Here is a 17,886-nt window from a genome sequence, read left to right as displayed (position 1 = left end):
GATGATGTGGGATATGGATTCGTCTTCGCCCGCTCTGTCCGTCCTCGACCTGGTGCCGGTGCGCACCGATCAATCCAGCGGCGACGCCATCCAGGCATCGCTGAAACTGGCGAAGGTGGCCGAAGAGCTCGGATATGTGCGCTATTGGGTGGCCGAACATCACAACATGCCCGCGGTGGCGGCGACCAACCCGCCGGTGCTCATCGGCCTGTTGGCCTCGGCCACCACACGGATGCGGGTGGGTTCGGGTGGGGTGATGTTGCCCAACCACGCCCCGCTCGTCGTGGCCGAACAGTTCGCGCTGCTCGAGGCGGCCTTCCCAGGGCGGATCGACCTGGGTATCGGCCGCGCGCCGGGAACCGACCCGGTCACCGGGTGGGCGCTGCGGCACGGGGCCGGGGGAGTGAGCGAGGAGAACATCACCCGCTTCCCGGAGTACGTCGACAATGTGCTCGCCATGATGGACCGCTCCGGAGTGGCGATCTCCGTGGGCGGACGCCACCACGAACTACATGCCACCCCACAGGCGACGTCGGTGCCGACGATATGGCTACTCGGTTCCTCCGACTACTCCGCGCGCCTGGCCGCGGAGAAAGGGATGCCGTACGTTTTCGCCCATCATTTCACCGGACAGGGCACCGCCGAGGCGCTCGAGCTCTACCGTTCCACCTTCCGGCCATCGCCGGAGTTGAAGGAGCCACGCACCTTCCTCACCGTCAACGCCTGTGTGGCCGAGACGATGGAGGAGGCCGAACGACTGGCGCGGGCCCAGATGCTCACCCTCCTGGCGTTGCGTACCGGCGCGCCCCTGGCGCCGTTGCGATTGGTCGAGGAAGCGGAACAAGTCGAAATTCCACCCGCCCATCAGGTTTTCCTGGATGCGATGCGGGCCGAATGGGTGATCGGCACCCCGGCCGAATCCCGTCGCCGGATTGCGGAACTGGCCGCGGAATACGACGTGGACGAGGTCATGGTCAGTCCTATCGGCAGTGCCTTCACCGGCACCGACCCCACCACCGCTCCGGCCCGGGAACAGACGCTACGACTGCTCGCCGGCGAGTAGAACCGATAATGGGTTCCGTCGGTCGGAGGTCGCGTTCGGGCCCGGTCCCGAAACCGCCCGGCATCCGGTGTGGACGCTGCCTAGGATCTGATCGGACGGGATCGTGAGGAGCGAGGTATGCCGAAGACAACCCGGACGATGCAGGTATCCGACAGCATTGTTGTCGCCGTCGACCCGGTGACCGCCTACGATGCAGTGAGCGATGTGACGCAGATGCCGCGTTGGAGTCCCGAGAACACCGGTGCCGTCGTTCCTCGTCCCGGGCAACCCGCCTACGTCGGGATGATATTCATCGGCTCGAACCGACGCGGCCCCATGCGCTGGAAAACCGAATGCACCGTTACCGCCGCCGAGCGGGGTGTTCGGTTCGCCTTCGAGGTGCGACGATTCGGTGTGGTCCGACCGGTACTGCCGGTGGCCGTCGCCACCTGGGAGTACCGGTTCGAGCCGGTCGAAGGGGGTACGCGGATCACCGAAACGTGGTACGACGACCGCACCGGGTGGCCGGATACGCCGGCGCTGTGGTTCGACCGGGTGGCCACCGGTAAACGGGGATTCGACGAGTATCAACGCGGCAATATTCGTCGCACCCTGGAACGAATGAAAATCGAGCTCGAACGCGGCTGAGCCGGGCCGGCCGGGATTCCGTGCGCTTCTCCTCCCGCCGGCGCATTGTGTTCATACCCGGGAGGGGTATATTGTGAACTTCGGGTCGGCGCTGTCGACAACGATATTGCGCCGCGTCCCTGCGGGATACGCTCACGGGGACGGGCCCGGAGACACGGTGGATCGGACGGCCATGACACATATCGATCGGCTACGACGGCGGGGCTCGGTCCTTGCCGGGCTCGTGGTCGTTCTGCTCATGGTGCTGACGGTGAACTGCGGGCTCTGCGGCGAGGAGCAGACCCACGTGATGGCCGACGGGCCCGAACCGTCGATGGTGGTCGAGCATTCCCACGAGGGCGCGGCGGTCCGGGCGATATCCGGATCGGTCGCCCGGATCGATGGCCTGTTCGACCACGAAGGTATCCACCCCTGCGGCTCGCATATCTTGCACTGCCTCGTCGAGTCCACGCTTCCGGAAACCGTTGCGAGTGCGCCGTCGCCGCACCTGTCGATGTTGTTCTTCCTCGTCGTCGCCGTGATCGCGTCGGCGGCCCTCGGCGGTATGTCCGGTGCCGTACGGGCCCCGCCGGATACGCCGGGGCCCGCGGTGAGTGGCCGCGGCATACTGACACGTTTCTGTATCGCACGACGCTGATCGGTCAGCGTCAGGCCGACCTGTCGTCGGCCGGTGCCCGCTGCCCGCATATGTCATGTACACCGCGCGCACGTGGTGGCGACACCGAAAGCGATATCGATGAACAAGGCAGTGGTCGACCCGGCCACCACCCCCGCTGTTTCCCTACCCGACCCGGTACGGCACCTGCCCGGATTGGTCGGCAACACCCCCGTCCTGTGGGTGGGCGAGCCGCTGGCCCCCGCCGGTCGAGGATTCTGGGCCAAACTGGAAGGACACAATCCCGGCGGTATGAAGGACCGCCCCGCCCTGCACATGGTGCGTTCGGCCGAACGGCGCGGTGATCTCGCTCCCGGAGCCCGAATCATCGAATCCACCAGCGGTACCCTGGGCCTGGGTCTGGCGCTGGCCGGTCTGGTGTACCGGCACCCGGTGACCGTGGTGACCGATGTCGAACTGGAACCGATCGTCGCGCGAATGCTCACCGCGTACGGGGCGAATGTGGAGATGGTGACCGAACCGCATCCGGTGGGTGGCTGGCAACAGGCGCGCCGCGATCGGGTGGCCGAGTTGTCGGCCGCCGACCCCGACGCCTGGTGCCCCGACCAGTACAACAACCCGGACAATGTGGCCGGCTACGAACCCCTCGCCCTCGAACTCGTCGAACAGCTCGGTGGTGTCGATGTCCTGGTGTGCGCGGTCGGCACCGGCGGCCATTCGGCAGGGATCGCGCGAGTGCTGCGGCGCTTCAATCCCGATCTCCAACTGATCGGGGTGGACACGGTTTCGTCCACCATTTTCGGTCAGCCGGCCGGTCCACGGCTCATGCGCGGCCTGGGCTCGAGCATCCATCCGCGCAATGTGGACTACGCCGCCTTCGACGAAGTGCACTGGGTCGCGCCCGCGGAAGCGGTGTGGGCGAGCCGCACCCTGATGGGGCGCTATCACGCCGGCGGTGGATGGAGCGTCGGCGCCGTGGCATTGGTGGCGGGGTGGGCGGCTCGGGTACACGACCCCGACACCCATATCGCAGCGGTGTTCCCGGACGGTCCGCACCGCTACTTCGACACGGTCTACAACGATGCCTACTGCGAAGAACATGGCCTGCTCGGTATCGATCCGCCTGTCGAACCGGACACCATCGCACATCCCACCGACACGGTGGTGACATCGTGGACCCGCTGCACCACCGTGGTGGATCCGCGGGCCCATGCTCTCGGGGGGAGCCGGGGGGTATGACGGTGCTCGACAGGTTCCGCGCGTTCGACACACCGGCGCGTCTGCTGATGATCAACCAGTTCGGTATCAACCTCGGCTTCTACATGCTGATGCCGTATCTGGCCGGATACCTCGCCGGACCGCTCGGGTTGGCGGCCTGGGCGGTCGGGCTGGTGCTGGGCATACGCAACTTCTCCCAGCAGGGGATGTTTCTGGTGGGCGGCACCCTGGCCGATCGGTTCGGCTACAAGCCGCTGATCGTCGCCGGATGCCTGCTGCGCACCGCCGGTTTCGCACTGCTCGTCTTCGCCACCTCCCTGCCCGGTCTGTTGATCGCCTCGGCGGCCACGGGCTTCGCGGGCGCGTTGTTCAACCCCGCCGTGCGGGCGTATCTGGCAGCCGACGCGGGGGAACGTCGCGTGGAGGCGTTCGCCGTGTTCAACATCTTCTATCAGGCCGGCATTCTGATCGGGCCGTTGGTCGGGCTGGCCCTGCTCGCCGTGGACTTCCGGATCACGGCCCTTGCGGCGGCCACGGTGTTCGCGGTGCTGACCGTGGCGCAACTGTTCGCTCTGCCCGCACGGCGCGGCGCGGAACCGGTCGAACGGAAGTCGGTTCTCGAGGACTGGCGCACCGTGGTCGGCAATCGGAAGTTCATGGCGTTCGCGGCGGCCATGATCGGTTCGTACGTGCTGTCGTTCCAGGTGTATCTCGCGCTGCCGTTGCAGGCGGAGTACATCGCGGGCGATCGTGCGCAGGCGGTGACCTCCGCGGTATTCGTGGTGTCGGGAGTCGTCGCCGTGGCCGGTCAGCTGCGGATCACCGCGTGGTTCCGGTCCCGGTGGGGGAGTGGCCGCGCCCTGGTTGTCGGTATGGGAGTGCTGGCGGTGGCGTTCCTGCCATTGGTGATCGTTCCGGACGCGCAACGATTCGGGGTGATCATGGCCATCGGCGCGCTGCTCATGGCGGCCGCCTTGCTCGCGATCGGTACGGCGGCGGTTTTCCCGTTCGAGATGGACACCGTTGTGTCGCTGGCGGGGAATCGGCTGGTGGCCACGCACTACGGGTGCTACAACACCGTGGTCGGCATCGGGATCCTGATGGGCAATCTGGCCACGGGCGCGATTGTCGATGCGGCCCGCGACGCCGGTCTCGACCGGGCGGTCTGGGTCGGGTTGATCGCTGTCGGTGCGGTGGGGGCGTTTGCGCTCCACCGTGTGGATCGATTCCCTCGAAAGGGTTCCACCGTACCTGCCCGACATGGATCGGCGCGGACGCTTGCTCGCTGAGTGAGGTTCGACCATCGGCGATATTCCCCGTGAACCGGGCGGTGATCACCGCGCCCTGTATCGGCGCAGGACGACAGAGCGCGGTGAGCGGTCTCCCGGCCCCATTGCTCACGGTTCGGTGATCCGGCAGGAGCAATTTTACAGATTTAGGTATAAAGATATTCGCATCAAACTGATCTATACCTTGGGTTCGGGATTGATGCCCAATTCAGGACATGGCAAAAGCATCGAGGTGGATGCGATTCTCCGCCCCTCCTCGGGACCGTACGGGAATCTGCGGCCGGGCCCGGCGGCCGACGAGGTTCGTTCTCGTCGGGATCGCAATCGGACCCGGCCGTTTCTCGTCAGGAGGCGATGAGCTGTGGTTCATCGATAACCGAGTAGTGATCGGCGTCGCCGCTGATGACTCGGCTGGTTTCGCCGTTCACGCCCACCGGGATATCACCGGCGAGGGTGATGCGGGTGAGTCGGCGGGGTTGACCGTCGTAGTCGTCGATAGCGTAGTGCTGGGTGGCGCGGTTGTCCCAGATCGCCACGTCACCGTCGGACCAGTTCCAGCGGACGGTGTTCTCCAGCCGGATCACCCGATCCTGTAGGAGCCGGAACAGGGCCTGCGATTCGGTCGAGTTGAGACCGATGAATTCTTTTACGAAGTGGCCGAGCAACAGGGCGCGTTCGCCGGTCTCCGGGTGGACCCGGACGACGGGGTGTTCGGTCTCGTAGAGGGTGGATTCGAACTCGGCGCGGTATTCGCGGGCCTTTTCGTCGGGTTGCTGCCCGTGCCGGGCCGCGTAGTCGTAGGTGTTGGTGTGCACCGCGCGCAGGTTCTCGGCGAGCACCCGCAACGGTTCAGGTAACGATTCGTAGCCGGCGACGGTCGACGCCCATGTCGTGGATCCGCCGTAGGGAGGCAGGTGCACCGCCCGCAGAATGGACGCCTTGGGGATGCGGTCCACGAAGGTGACATCGGAATGCCAACTGTTGGCCCGCCCGTACTCCGAATCGATGGCGAGGGTTTTCTCCCCTTTGGACGTGACGGTGGGGTGCGGAGTGGTCGGGGTGCCGAGCAGGCGGGCGAATTCGTACTGCCCGTCTTCGTCCAGGTGGTGCTGACCCCGGAAGAAGATCACCTTGTGCTCGAGCAGCGCTCGGTGGATGGTGTCGACGGTGGCCGGGTCGAGGTCGGCGCCGAGCCGTACATTGTCGATCCGGGCTCCGATACGGGAGCCGAGTTTCACCACGGTGGCGTTGGCGTTGTCGACGGTCATGGTGCACCTTCACAATTCGAGATCGGTTCGAGATACGTGCTCGAGCACATCACCGCACCGGTACGAACGACAGGTTTGTGGTCGGGCTGATCTCAACCGCCGCTGTTCACGCGGGTGGGGACGGTGCGGGGCGGGTGTCGTCGAAGCTCGAAACCTGGTTGCGGACTATAGTGCCGATGCCTCGGCGGGCGATGGCGATATCGCGGGACCAATCCGAGACCCACACCAGGAACATCGCGGCATCGACCACGAGTTGCTGTCCGCCGGCCAGTTCGGACAGGCGGGCCCGGATTGCGGGGGCGCTGCGGTCCGGCGGGCGTGCAGGAGCCGTGACGCTCGCCTTGGGATCTACGCCTACGCGCAGGCACTCGGATTCCGGCTGCAGATGGTGGGTCTACCGATGCAATCCTCCGATGCGTGCCCTATCCGGCCACACTCGGCTGACGGTACCGATCGGTATTCGCGTGCGGCGTGCCGAGAAGAAACTCGACCGGGTACACAGCGAGTGAAATTCTCGGTACCCCGCCGCGGTGCGAATGGTTCCATACTTCATCGCCCGTAATGTTGTGTCACGATTTCTAATCGCAATGATTCTACGAATCATCATGATTCTTGGTCTTTTCCCCAGCGGGAATTCATCGGAACCTTCAATTCGTACTGCAAATGAGAGATGAGGGATGCAGTCGATGAAAAGTAAACAACTCGCTGTGGCCACGGCGGTGGCGACGGCGGTGCTCACGGTTGCGTCCGGCACCGCGCACGCCGCACCGTCTGCCGCTACAGAAGCGGTCAACTACACCGCATCGGTGAACGAGCGGTCGACGATCATCGAAACCGACGGCGGGGCGCTGAACGCCGACAACGGTGTCTTCACCATCAGAGCAGATGACGGCACGGTGCTCGCAGGCGCCGAACTGTCCTTCCGTGTCGACGATTTCGTATTTCCCATCGCCGCCGATATCGCCGGCCGCAAGGCCACGCTCACCCCGCAGTTCGATCTCGCGCACGCGACGTACTCGCCGGTGTCCCTACCGTTCGAGAACGAGGCGCCGTGGAAGAACTCCTACGAGCGGGAGAAGGACGCCTGGAGCCGGTTGACCACCACCCTCGGTGCGGGCGCCACCGTGGGCACCCTCATCGGCGGTATCAGCGGTGGTGCGGTGGGCTGTCTGCTGGGCGGTATCGCTGGTGCGACCGTCGCCTCGGCGACCATCATCGGGTTGTTCGGCCCGTTCATTCCGGCGGCGATCATCGGATGCCTCGGCGGCATCGTAGCGGTCGGTGCGCTGGGCACCCTGGCGGGCCAGCTGCTGGTCACAGCGCCGGTGGCGGTGCTCTCCGCGGTGCAGTACTTCACCACCATCACCGCGCCGCCCCCGAATCGGGCGCCCGCACCGGCACCGGCGAAATAGATACGCGAACGGCGTACTCTGCCGATTCTCGGGACCCCGCATGCTGTCCGGGTGAGTCCGGGGCGGCGTTCGCCGCGACATTCCACCGGTCGTACCATTGCGGAGGTTTCGAGGGTGGGTCCGGCCCATTGTGAGGGGGAGCCGGAACCGCCCTCGCCGCGTGTTTCGATCACGGTGCGCGCAACCGGTGAACGGGACGCCCGCGTCGGTGAGGGTGGACCCATGATGTCCATGCCCATATCACCGGAAGGGGATTTTCGGTGACTCGTCGCATCCGTTTCAATGCCTTCGATATGAACTGCGTGGCGCATCAGTCACCTGGATTGTGGCGGCACCCGGACGACCGATCGCATCGGTACAAGGAACTGAGTTACTGGACCGACCTGGCGCAATTATTGGAACGCGGGCGTTTCGACGGAATCTTCATCGCCGATGTGCTGGGCACCTACGACGTATACGGTGGCAACGATATCGCCGCATTGCGCGAGGGCGCGCAGATCCCGGTGGCCGATCCGTTGCTGCTGGTCTCGGCGATGGCGGCGGTGACCGAGCATCTGGGCTTCGGGATCACCACCGGCACCGGATTCGAACACCCGTATCCGTTCGCCCGACGGTTGTCCACCCTGGACCATCTGACCCGGGGGAGGTTGGGGTGGAATGTGGTCACCGGCTACCTGCCTTCCGCGGCCCGCAACTTCGGCGCCGACGACCAGCTCGACCACGACGAACGCTACGACCAGGCCGACGAGTACCTCGAGGTGCTGTACAAGCTGTGGGAGGGGTCTTGGGAGGACGATGCGGTGGTGCGCGACGCCGAAGCCGGCGTCTATGTCGACCCGGCCAAGGTGCACCACATCGGGCACCGCGGAAAGCATTTCACGGTGCCCGGGATCCATCTGTCCGAACCCTCACCGCAACGCACTCCCGTGATCTACCAGGCCGGCGCCTCCCCACGGGGGGTGCGGTTCGCCGCCGAGAACGCGGAGGCGATTTTCGTGGCCGCCCCCTCCAAACGGGTGCTGAAGCAGACCGTTCGCAATGTGCGCGACGCGCTGGAGGCCGCAGGTCGCGACCGATACGCCGCCCGGATCTACGCTTTGGCCACCCTCATACCCGACGCCACCGACGAAGCCGCGCAGCGTAAACACGAGGAGTATCTGTCCTACGCCAGTGTCGAGGGCGGGCTGGTGTTCATGTCCGGCTGGATGGGGGTCGATCTGTCCCGCTACGACCTGGACGATCCGATCGGCGAGGTGGACAGCAATGCCATCCGATCGATTGTGGCCGCCTTCCAGGAAGCCGACGACGAGGGCCGGGAATGGACCGTGCGCGATATCGGCCGTTTCGCCGCCATCGGCGGTGTCGGACCGGTTTTCGTGGGCTCGGGTGAGACCATCGCCGACCACTTGCAGGAGTGGGTCGCCGAGACCGATGTGGACGGTTTCAACCTCGCCTACGCCATCACCCCGGGCACCTTCGAGGACATCGTCCGATATGTGGTGCCGGTTCTGACCGACCGCGGGGTGTATCGCACCGAATACGAGCCGGGTACCCTGCGCAACTCGCTGTTCGGGGCGGGCGACCGGCTCCCCGCCGAGCATCGGGGCGCCCGTTACCGACCGGGTGGCCCCGGCTCGACCGTGCTCTCCGACGAGGTGGCGCGCGGCACACGACCGAAGGTCGGAGCAACCGGGTGATATGTCGGAAGTTCACCCTCCGGGCGGGGCGGTCGGCGAATCCCATCGCCGGCCGACGGGGTTTGCAACCGACTACGCGAGCGAAAAGAGGAACGATGACTGTCTCCGTTGTGGTGGGTAATCCGAAGGCGGCGTCGCGGACCCTGGCGGCGGCCACCTTGGTCGCACGGCGCCTGCGGCAGGATGTGGAACCCCGGGTGATCGATCTGGTCACGCTGGGACCGGCGTTGCTGAACTGGGGGGATCCCGCCGTCGAGGAGAAAGTGCGTGCCGTCGCGTCGTCCGAGGTCGCGGTTTTCGCCAGCCCGACGTTCAAGGCCACCTACACCGGGTTGCTGAAACTGTTCCTGGAACAGTTCGACGGCGGTACCGGACTGGAGGGTGTGGTCGCCGTACCCGTGATGTTGGGCGCCGGTCCGGCGCACGCCCTGGCACCGGATCTGCTGCTCAAACCGGTGCTGGTGGAACTCGGCGCCACCTGCCCGGCGCCGGGTCTGTACCTGTCGGACAAGACTTTCGCCGAAGACGGGACCATCGCGGCCTACGCCGACCGGTGGGCGCCAGTGGTGCGGGCGGCGGCGAGTCTGCGCACCGGCTCGGTGAACCACGGCTGAGCCGGCCGGTCTCCTGCGACGAGGGGTTGGATTCAGTGTGATCCAGACCGGCGACGTGGGCCCGACGGGTACCTAGGGTCGTTTCCATCACCCGAGGCCCGTCGGCCCCGGGACTGCGGCATCGCCTTTCGCGTGCCTTTCGGCGCTGTCCGTTCCGGAGAAACGCATGAAAAGACCTGTGGCCCTGTTCGGTGCCATCGTCGCCACCCCCGCCCGCGCGGCCTGCGGCGGGGTGGGAATTCAGGGCGGTGTCGTGGTGCTCGTGCTCGGCTGGGCGGTGGCGCCGTCACTGTTCGCGAGCGGTGACCCGCTGACCGGGGTGCCCGCCGAGAAATTCCGGGTCCCCGGCGCGGAGCACTGGTTCGGCACCGAAAATCTGGGCCGCGACCTGTACACCAGAGTCGTTCACGTGGCCGCGCTGTCACTGACCGCGACGGTACTCGCGGTGCTGATCGGGCTGATCGTCGGCTCGCTGCTGGGGTTGGTGTCCGGTGCGGTGGGCACCGTATGTGGAGGCCGCGTTCTCGTGCGGGGTGTGCTGGTACACCGTGCTCGTCCGACATGTCCTGCGCAATGCCCATGCACCCGTCGCTGCCTTGGCCGCCGTCGAGTTCGGTATCGCGGTGCTCGCCGTTTCCTCGCTGAGCTTTCTGGGATACGGGGCCGCCCCGCCGACTCCCGAATGGGGCTTGCTGATCTCCGAGGGACGCAACTATCTCGCCACCGCCTGGTGGCTGACCGCCCTGTCCGGCCCGGTCATCGTGGTGATGGTGCTCGCCACCCAGCGCATCGGTCGGGCCCTGGCGCAGGAGGGACTGCGGTGACATCTGCCGATCCGGAGCCATATCGACACATCGTTTCGCTGCCGCGCGACACCGCCGAGCCTCGACCGGACGGTGATCCGTTGATGGCCACCGCATGTCGGATCCGCGCCTTCATCGGTCACGGTTGGCGCTTCACCACCCGATTGGCCGAACAGGTGCCACGGGCCTACCTGTCCGGGTGGTCGCTGTGAGCGCGACCGGTGGACGCGCGGATAGCGGGTCGCCCGCGGCGTCGGCGCTGCTTCGGATCGAAGGGCTCACCGCCGAATACCGTTCGGGCCCCACCGCGACCACAGCGGTCGACGATGTCCCACTCACCGTCGATCGGGGGGAAACCCTCGCCGTCGTCGGGGAACCCGGTTCCGGTAAGTCCACCACCGCTCGGCTCATCGCCCGACTCGAAACACCCGATCGGGGCACCATCGAATTCGGCGGCACCGATATCGAGGGACTGCGCGGTGCCCGATTGCGGGAACTGCGGCGACAGGTGCAGGTGGTGTATCAGAACCCGTACGCGTCCCTGAACCCGAAGCTCACCATCGGATGTATCGTGGCCGAACCGCTGCGGGCCTTCGGTATCGGTGACCGCGCAATCCGTCGGGAGCGGGTCGCCGATCTGTTGGAGCAGGTGACGTTGCCGCGTGATTACGCGGCTCGCCGCCCCGCGGAGCTGTCCGGCGGCCGGCGACAGTGGGTGACGATCGCCCGGGCGCCGGTCCTGCGTCCGGATCTGGTGACCCTCGACGAACCGGTTTCGGCTCTGGATGTCCCGGTGCAGGCGCAGATCCTGGAGCTGCTCGAGAATCTGCAGGCGGAACTGGATCCGAGCCATCTGTTCATCTCCCACGACCTGGCCGTGGTCCGCCGCGTGCGCGACCGGGTCGCCGTCATGCGTGCGGGGCGCATCGTCGAAACCGGCCCGGTGGCCGAGATCTTCGATACGCCCCGACACGAGTACACGCGAGAACTGTTGCCGGCCATACCGGCGCCGCCGACCGGCGGCGATCGAGAGAAAGGACCGCGTGATGTCGCACAGGTATCCGCCGCTGCTCGCCATCGAATTGGCCGGTACGGGAGCCCACCCCGCGTCCTGGCGCCGCGCCGACTCCCGGGCGGAGGACCTGTTCACCGGACAGTACTGGGTGGATGTGGTGGGTGCCGTCGACCGGGCCGGTCTCGACCTGGCCTTTTTCCCGGACTCGTTCGCGCTGCAGGCCGAGGGGGCCCGCGGTCGGCTCGAGGCGATCGGCACCGCCGCCCGGGTGGCCGCGGCCGGCCGCCGTATCGGCCTGATCCCGCAGGCGCCGGTCACGCACACCGAGCCGTTCCACATCTCCAAGGCGATAGCGAGTCTCGACTACGCCACCTTCGGCCGCGCGGGCTGGGAGGTAACCGTATCGGCCGGAGCTCGGCAGGCGAAACTGTTCGGCCGCAAGCCGCAACAGTCCGAACCATCCCTGTGGCAGGAAGCGGACGAAGCGATCGAGGTGGTGACCCGACTCTGGGACAGCTGGGAGGACGACGCGGAGATCCGGGACGTGACCACCGGCCGGTTCATCGATCGCGACAAACTGCACTACATCGATTTCGTCGGCGAGAACTTTTCGGTCAAAGGCCCGTCCATCACCCCCCGACCGCCCCAGGGGCAGCCCCTGATCGCGGTGCGGGCGGATGGCGCGCATGCCACTCGGGTCGCCGTACACCGCGCCGACCTGATCCGTATCGCTTCCGGTGATCTCGCCGCGGCCGCCGAAGCCCGCTCGATGCTGCGATCCGCGGTGGCGGCCGCAGGGCGCGACCCGCGGCAGGTGCGCGTGCTGCTCGATATCGAGGTCCATCTCGCCGAAACCGTGCGCGCCGCGACGGACGAGGTCGACGCCCTGGAGCGATGGACGGCGACCTCGGGTCCGAACACCGTGCGCCATATCGGCACCGCGGACACCCTGCGGGACCTGCTGGTGCAGGTGGATCGAGAATGCGCCGCCGACGGTGTGGTGCTCCAACCGTTGGCCCTCGCTGCTTTCCTACATCGGATACCGACCCCGTTCGACACCTTGCGCGCCCGTCTGGGCCTGCCGCGCCCCGCCAACCGTTACGCGACCGAGAAGGCATGAGCATGTCGAAACCGAAGGTACGCAAACAGATTCATCTGGCCGCTCATTTCCCGGGGGTCAACAACACCACGGTCTGGAGCGATCCGGAATCCGGCAGCCAGATCGCATTCGACTCTTTCGTGCACCTGGCCCGCACGGCCGAACGCGGCCTGTTCGACTTCTTCTTCCTGGCCGAAGGGTTGCGGTTGCGTGAACATCGCGGTCTGATCCACGACCTGGATGTGGTGGGCCGCCCCGACACCTTCACCGTGCTCAACGCGCTCGCCGGTGTCACGAGCCGGTTGGGACTGGCCGGAACCATCAACACCACCTTCAACGAACCGTTCGAACTGGCCAAGCAATTCGCCACCCTGGATCACCTGTCCGGCGGGCGCGCCGCGTGGAACGCGGTCACCTCCTCGGACGCGTTCACGGGGGAGAACTTCCGCCGGGGCGGCTATCTCGATCATTCCCGGCGCTACACCCGGGCCGCCGAGATGGTCGACACCGTTCGTGAACTCTGGGACAGCTGGCCCGCCGACGCGCTCGTCGTGGACCGGGAACGCGGTGTTTTCACTCCGCCGCTGCCGACCTTCCGACACGTCGGCGACCAGTTCGATATCGAGGGCACCTTCGTGTTGCCGCGTAGCCCGCAGGGTTATCCGGTGCAGTTGCAGGCCGGTGACTCCGACGAGGGCCGCGAATTCGGCGCCGCCAAGGCGGACGCCATCTTCAGCCGGCACGGGGAACTGGAGTCCGGTAAACGCTTCTACACCGATATGAAGAACCGGCTGGCCAAATACGGTCGCGATCGCGACGATCTCCTGATCCTGCCGGCCGCAACCTTCGTCCTCGGCGACAGCCGCGCCGACGCGGAGGAACGCGCGCGGCACATCCGATTGCAGCAGGTCGGTCCGCAAACCGCGATCGCCTTCCTCGAACAGGTCTGGGGACGCGACCTGTCCGCCTACGACCCCGACGGTCCGTTGCCCGATATCGACCCCGTCGACGACGCGACCATCACCCGAGGGCGGGTGCGGCACACCAAGGACCCCTCGGCGGTGGCGAAACAGTGGCGGACCAAGGCCGAGGCGGAGAAACTGAGCATTCGTGAGCTCATCATCGAGGTCACCGCGCGCCGGCAGTTCGTCGGCACCCCCGCCCAGGTCGCCGCCGAAATAGATCGTTACATCCAGGAAGATGCCGCCGACGGGTTCATCCTCGTCCCGCACCTGACCCCGACGGGATTGGACGAGTTCGTCGATCTGGTGGTTCCGGAACTTCAGGACCGCGGCAGTTTCCGCACCGAATACACCGGCACGACCCTGCGCGAACACCTGGGCCTGCGCCACCCCCATCACTCGAGCGAAAGGGTGCGGGCATCATGACGGTACCGCTGTCGATTCTGGATCTGTCCCCGATCAGCGCCGGTTCGGATGCGCGGCAGGCGATCCGCAACACCATCGACCTGGCCCGCCACGCCGAGGCCTGGGGCTATCGACGGTACTGGGTGGCCGAACATCATTTCGCCGCGGTGGCGTCCTCGGCACCGACCGAACTGATCGCGCTGATCGCAGCCGCCACCGAGACGATCCGGGTGGGCTCGGCCGCCGTGCAGGCCGGCCATCACACCTCCGCGTCGGTGGTGGAGGCGTTCGGCACCATCGACGCCCTCTACCCGGGTCGGTTGGATCTGGGACTGGGCCGCTCGGCGCACCGGTTCTCCGAGATCCGCACCGGGACATCGCCGGTGGCGGGGCCGGACCGTCCGACCGTGGTGCGGGATGGGGTGGTCGTTCCGCCTCCGTTCACTCCGGCGCAGATCCAGGACACCAGCAGACTCGTGGCCACCATGGCGGCGCTGCAACTGCCGGGCGCCGAACCCCTGGACTACACCCGGCAGGTCGAGGAGATCCGGGCCCTGCTCGCCGGAACCCATACCACCCCCGACGGTATCGACCTTCATGCCGTACCGGGGGAGGGGGCGCAGGTCCAGTTGTGGTTGTTCGGCAGCAGCGGCGGGGAGAGCGCACAGTTGGCGGGACGGCTCGGCCTGCCGTTCGCCGCCAACTACCACGTCTCACCCGGCACGATCCTGGAAACGGTGGACGCCTACCGAGCCGCGTTCCGTCCGTCGGAGCACTATCCTGAGCCATACCTGGTGGTCTCGGCGGATGTCGTGGTCGCCGAGGACGACGAGACCGCCCGGCATCTGGCCTCCACCTATGGGCACTGGGTGTACAGCATCCGCAGCGGTGCGGGCGCCGCCGAATACCTGGACCCCGATACCGCCCCGCCATTGACCGAACAGCAGCGACGTCTCGTACACGACCGCGTCATCACCCAATTCGTCGGCACACCGGCGTCCGTCGCCGCCCGACTCGACGCTCTGCAACGGTTGACCGGGGCCGATGAGCTCGTCGTCACCAGCGTCACCCATCGACACGAGGACCGGCTGACCTCGCACCGTCTGCTCGCCCGGGAATGGGGTCTACCGCAGGTGCGCGCCGCATGATCGAGGTGGGTGTCGTCGGGGGTTCGTGGCCTATTTCGCTCGAAACGAGTCCGATGCCGGCCGCCGGTGTGGCACCGCATCGGCCACCTCACACCGTGCGGTCGGTCGCGTGGGATCATCCGGATGCGGTGCTGCTCCGTGCGGAGATGGCCGCGGAGGTCGGGCCGCGTTACGCTCATATGGACCCGCAGCTGCGCAGGACGGCGAACGCCGTCGATCCGACCACTGTGCTGTGCACCTTCGTCGCCTACGCCACCGGTCCCGCCGGGCATGTCGCCGTGCGGTGGAACGCGGGCGAACTGGAGGTGAAACGCATGTTCGTCCGACCCGAGTTCCGCGGCACGGGGGTGGCCGAACTGTTGCTCACCGCCGCCGAGGAGGCGGTGCGTGCGGCCGGGTTGCCCCGGGTGATCCTGCAGATCGGGCATCTGCAACCGGTCGCGGTCCGTTTCTACGAACGCAGTGGTTATCACCGCATTCCGATCTTTGCGCCGTACCACACGCTGCCGCTGTCGAATCGTTTCGCCAAGAACCTGTCGTGACGGCCCGTCGAGCGCTCGACACCCGCTCTTCGCCCCGCGCAGGGTGCTCGCCGACCGCGATCGTGCGCTGCTCCGAGGTGCGATACCGACTCTCGGGACGGTCCGGGCCATAGTGCCCGCGCATCGTCCGGTCGGCGCTCGTGCGATCGTCACGCGCCGATGCTGTCCCCGGACCGCACGCTCATCGCCGGGTCGGGGATATCGAGCGCCGGAATCGGCGAGTGCCGCCGGAGAGACATAGGGGGGATCGACCGTCACCGGTACACGGCCCCGAGCGCGCGCACTGCTCGTCTTCTCGCCCGTATCCTCCTCATCGCCAAAGATATCGGCGACCCGGTGTGCGAGAGGCACCGGTTGCGATCATCACGTTTTTATCGCGTGCCTCATCCCGGTGCCGCTTCGTATTGTCGCGTAACCCAACAGGGGCGAACAACGATTATCGGAAGGTGTTTCCATGACCGCGCCGTTGAGTTTCTCCGCGTTCGTTATGAACACCACGTCGCATATTCTGCACGGCGCATGGCGTCTACCCGAAGCGCAGCAATCGAATTTCAACTCGTTGGATCACTGGATATCCCTGGCAAAAACCCTGGAACGGGGAAAATTCGACTACATCTTCTTCGCCGATGTCGTGGGCCTCTACGACGACTATCGCGGATCGTGGCGCAAATTCGTGGAAACAGGACTCCAGATCCCGAGCAACGACCCCCTGGTGTTGGCCTCCGCCCTGGCCTCTCACACCGAACATCTCGGCATCGCCGTCACGAGTTCCATCCTGCAGGAGCATCCGTTCGATTTCGCCCGTAAGATCTCCACCCTCGACCACGCCTCCAACGGGCGGATCGCGTGGAATATCGTCACCGGCCTGTCGAACAACGCCTGGCGCAACTTCGGCTACGACACCATCACCCCCCACGACGAACGCTACGAGTGGGCCCAGGAATACGTCGAGGTCGTCTACAAACTGTGGGAAGGTTCCTGGGACGACGACGCCCTGATCCAGGACAAAACCTCCGGTATCCACGCCGATTTCGACAAGGTGCACAAGATCCACCACGACGGGAGGCGGTACCGTGTGGAGGGTCCGCACCTGGTCGCGCCCTCACCGCAGCGCACCCCGGTCCTGTTTCAGGCCGGTTCGTCATCGGCGGGTCGCCGTTTCGCCGCTCGCAACGCCGAGGCCCAGTTCATCGTTTCGCCTACTCCCGAGGCCGCGCGGGCATTGATCACCGATACCCGCCGGCTGGTGGTCCGGGCCGGTCGCGCTCCCGAAGATCTGCGGTTCTTCCAGGGACTGTCGTTCGTCGTCGGCAGCACCGAGGAGGAGGCGCGGCGTAAGGCCGCGGAACTGGACGAGGTGATCGATCCGAGTGCGATCATCGCCCACGCGGCCGGCGGTCTCGGCTATGACCTCGGGTTCTACGAACTCGATACGCCGATCGGTGAAATCGAGACCGAAGGCACCAGAAGTACGCTCGCCTGGTTGCGGGAAGCCGTGCCGGACCGGGAACCCACGGTGCGGGATCTGGCCCGGTTGCGCAGCCGGTACGGTCGTATCACCGGCACCCCGGAGCAGATCGCGGATGAGCTGCACCGCTGGCGTGACGCGGGAATCGACGGGGTGAACGTGGTCAACGCGACCATTCCCGGCAGTTATGTCGAGTTCATCGATGAGGTCCTGCCCGTGCTGCGCCGCCGTGGTCTGGCGCGGCACGACTATGTCGAGGGCACCGCGCGCCGTAAGGCGACCGGCCGTGACCGACTCCCCGACACCCATCCGGCGGCCGCCTACCGTGGTGCGTTCTCGGCGTACTGATATCGCGATGTCGCCGCTTCGGGGCGAGTGTGTCCGTGGGCGGTGGGGGTATGTGCCGCAGGTCCGGACCGATCCGCGCTTTCGTACCGGGAACCCTGGTTCAGGATCACGGTGAACGCAAACCTCCTGGATGGAAGGTGCGCCGCCTATTGTTCGGGACAGTGCGGATCGCGGAAGACCCTCCGGTGACAGTGCGATTCGACCGTTGCCCGTCGGCCGGTGAACCCCGTGACGGGAGTTCGATTCCCGATTCCCCGCACCCACCGCCGATTGCCGCGCAGTCGGTGGGAGT

The 17,886-nt window shown here is 66.4% G+C and carries 15 protein-coding genes and 2 pseudogenes; 16 read left to right on the top strand and 1 reads right to left on the bottom strand.

What is annotated here, in order from left to right:
- The first annotated feature begins 13 nt into the window (after nucleotides 1-13).
- The 5 genes from ON32_RS20305 (at nucleotide 14) to ON32_RS20285 (ending at nucleotide 4,813) form a co-directional block, all read left to right on the top strand.
- Nucleotides 14-1,063 carry an LLM class flavin-dependent oxidoreductase gene (locus tag ON32_RS20305; protein WP_040792628.1) on the top strand — a complete coding sequence of 350 codons (1,050 nt, stop codon included), beginning with the start codon at nucleotides 14-16 and terminating at the stop codon, nucleotides 1,061-1,063.
- Between the two features lie 117 nt (nucleotides 1,064-1,180).
- A complete protein-coding gene (locus ON32_RS20300; protein ID WP_040792529.1) occupies nucleotides 1,181-1,690 on the top strand; it encodes an SRPBCC family protein in 510 nt (169 codons plus the stop codon).
- Between the two features lie 172 nt (nucleotides 1,691-1,862).
- Complete coding sequence (gene lpqS / locus ON32_RS20295; protein ID WP_040792528.1) at nucleotides 1,863-2,327, top strand: putative copper homeostasis (lipo)protein LpqS; 465 nt, start codon at nucleotides 1,863-1,865, stop codon at nucleotides 2,325-2,327.
- A 99-nt stretch (nucleotides 2,328-2,426) separates the two neighbouring features.
- Nucleotides 2,427-3,545: a PLP-dependent cysteine synthase family protein gene (locus ON32_RS20290; protein WP_040792527.1), complete on the top strand. Its 1,119-nt coding sequence runs from the start codon at nucleotides 2,427-2,429 to the stop codon at nucleotides 3,543-3,545.
- A complete protein-coding gene (locus ON32_RS20285) occupies nucleotides 3,542-4,813 on the top strand; it encodes an MFS transporter (protein ID WP_040792526.1) in 1,272 nt (423 codons plus the stop codon). Before ON32_RS20290 ends, ON32_RS20285 begins: the two co-directional genes overlap by 4 nt.
- Nucleotides 4,814-5,157: 344 nt before the next feature.
- Here ON32_RS20285 and ON32_RS20280 read toward each other — a convergent pair whose 3' ends face one another.
- A complete protein-coding gene (locus ON32_RS20280) occupies nucleotides 5,158-6,081 on the bottom strand; it encodes a TauD/TfdA dioxygenase family protein (RefSeq protein ID WP_083874674.1) in 924 nt (307 codons plus the stop codon).
- 686 nt (nucleotides 6,082-6,767) lie between these two features.
- On the opposite strand from ON32_RS20280, the gene ON32_RS20275 reads away from it, so the two are divergent.
- The 11 genes and pseudogenes from ON32_RS20275 to ON32_RS20225 all read left to right on the top strand — a co-directional run bounded on the left by ON32_RS20275 (nucleotide 6,768) and on the right by ON32_RS20225 (nucleotide 17,594).
- Complete coding sequence (locus ON32_RS20275; RefSeq protein WP_040792626.1) at nucleotides 6,768-7,493, top strand: DUF8020 domain-containing protein; 726 nt, start codon at nucleotides 6,768-6,770, stop codon at nucleotides 7,491-7,493.
- Nucleotides 7,494-7,753: 260 nt separating this feature from the next.
- Nucleotides 7,754-9,190, top strand: a complete 1,437-nt coding sequence (locus ON32_RS20270; RefSeq protein ID WP_040792525.1) for an LLM class flavin-dependent oxidoreductase — start codon at nucleotides 7,754-7,756, stop codon at nucleotides 9,188-9,190.
- A 95-nt stretch (nucleotides 9,191-9,285) separates the two neighbouring features.
- Complete coding sequence (locus ON32_RS20265; RefSeq protein WP_040792524.1) at nucleotides 9,286-9,804, top strand: NADPH-dependent FMN reductase; 519 nt, start codon at nucleotides 9,286-9,288, stop codon at nucleotides 9,802-9,804.
- 166 nt (nucleotides 9,805-9,970) lie between these two features.
- Nucleotides 9,971-10,628 (top strand): annotated as a pseudogene (locus tag ON32_RS20260) (ABC transporter permease).
- Complete coding sequence (locus ON32_RS20255; protein WP_040792523.1) at nucleotides 10,625-10,819, top strand: hypothetical protein; 195 nt, start codon at nucleotides 10,625-10,627, stop codon at nucleotides 10,817-10,819. The pseudogene ON32_RS20260 and the gene ON32_RS20255 overlap by 4 nt, the downstream one beginning before the upstream one ends.
- 17 nt (nucleotides 10,820-10,836) lie before the next feature.
- Nucleotides 10,837-11,613: pseudogene (locus tag ON32_RS28110) on the top strand (ATP-binding cassette domain-containing protein); the annotation flags it as partial.
- Between the two features lie 40 nt (nucleotides 11,614-11,653).
- The gene (locus ON32_RS20245; protein ID WP_040792521.1) at nucleotides 11,654-12,742 is read left to right on the top strand and encodes an LLM class flavin-dependent oxidoreductase; all 1,089 of its coding nucleotides are present in this window, start codon (nucleotides 11,654-11,656) and stop codon (nucleotides 12,740-12,742) included.
- 2 nt (nucleotides 12,743-12,744) lie between these two features.
- The gene (locus tag ON32_RS20240; protein ID WP_040792520.1) at nucleotides 12,745-14,109 is read left to right on the top strand and encodes an NtaA/DmoA family FMN-dependent monooxygenase; all 1,365 of its coding nucleotides are present in this window, start codon (nucleotides 12,745-12,747) and stop codon (nucleotides 14,107-14,109) included.
- On the top strand, nucleotides 14,106-15,236 hold the full coding sequence (locus ON32_RS20235) for an LLM class flavin-dependent oxidoreductase (protein ID WP_040792519.1): 1,131 nt from the start codon (nucleotides 14,106-14,108) through the stop codon (nucleotides 15,234-15,236). Before ON32_RS20240 ends, ON32_RS20235 begins: the two co-directional genes overlap by 4 nt.
- A 95-nt stretch (nucleotides 15,237-15,331) precedes the next feature.
- Entirely contained in the window at nucleotides 15,332-15,778 is a 447-nt protein-coding gene (locus ON32_RS20230) for a GNAT family N-acetyltransferase (RefSeq protein WP_306307662.1), read from the top strand.
- 454 nt (nucleotides 15,779-16,232) lie between these two features.
- Nucleotides 16,233-17,594, top strand: a complete 1,362-nt coding sequence (locus ON32_RS20225; protein ID WP_040792518.1) for an LLM class flavin-dependent oxidoreductase — start codon at nucleotides 16,233-16,235, stop codon at nucleotides 17,592-17,594.
- Nucleotides 17,595-17,886: the final 292 nt, after the last annotated feature.

It is taken from the genome of Nocardia paucivorans NBRC 100373 (assembly GCF_000308675.1).
Taxonomy (GTDB): domain Bacteria; phylum Actinomycetota; class Actinomycetes; order Mycobacteriales; family Mycobacteriaceae; genus Nocardia; species Nocardia paucivorans.
This window is presented reverse-complemented; position numbering and strand designations above follow the sequence as displayed.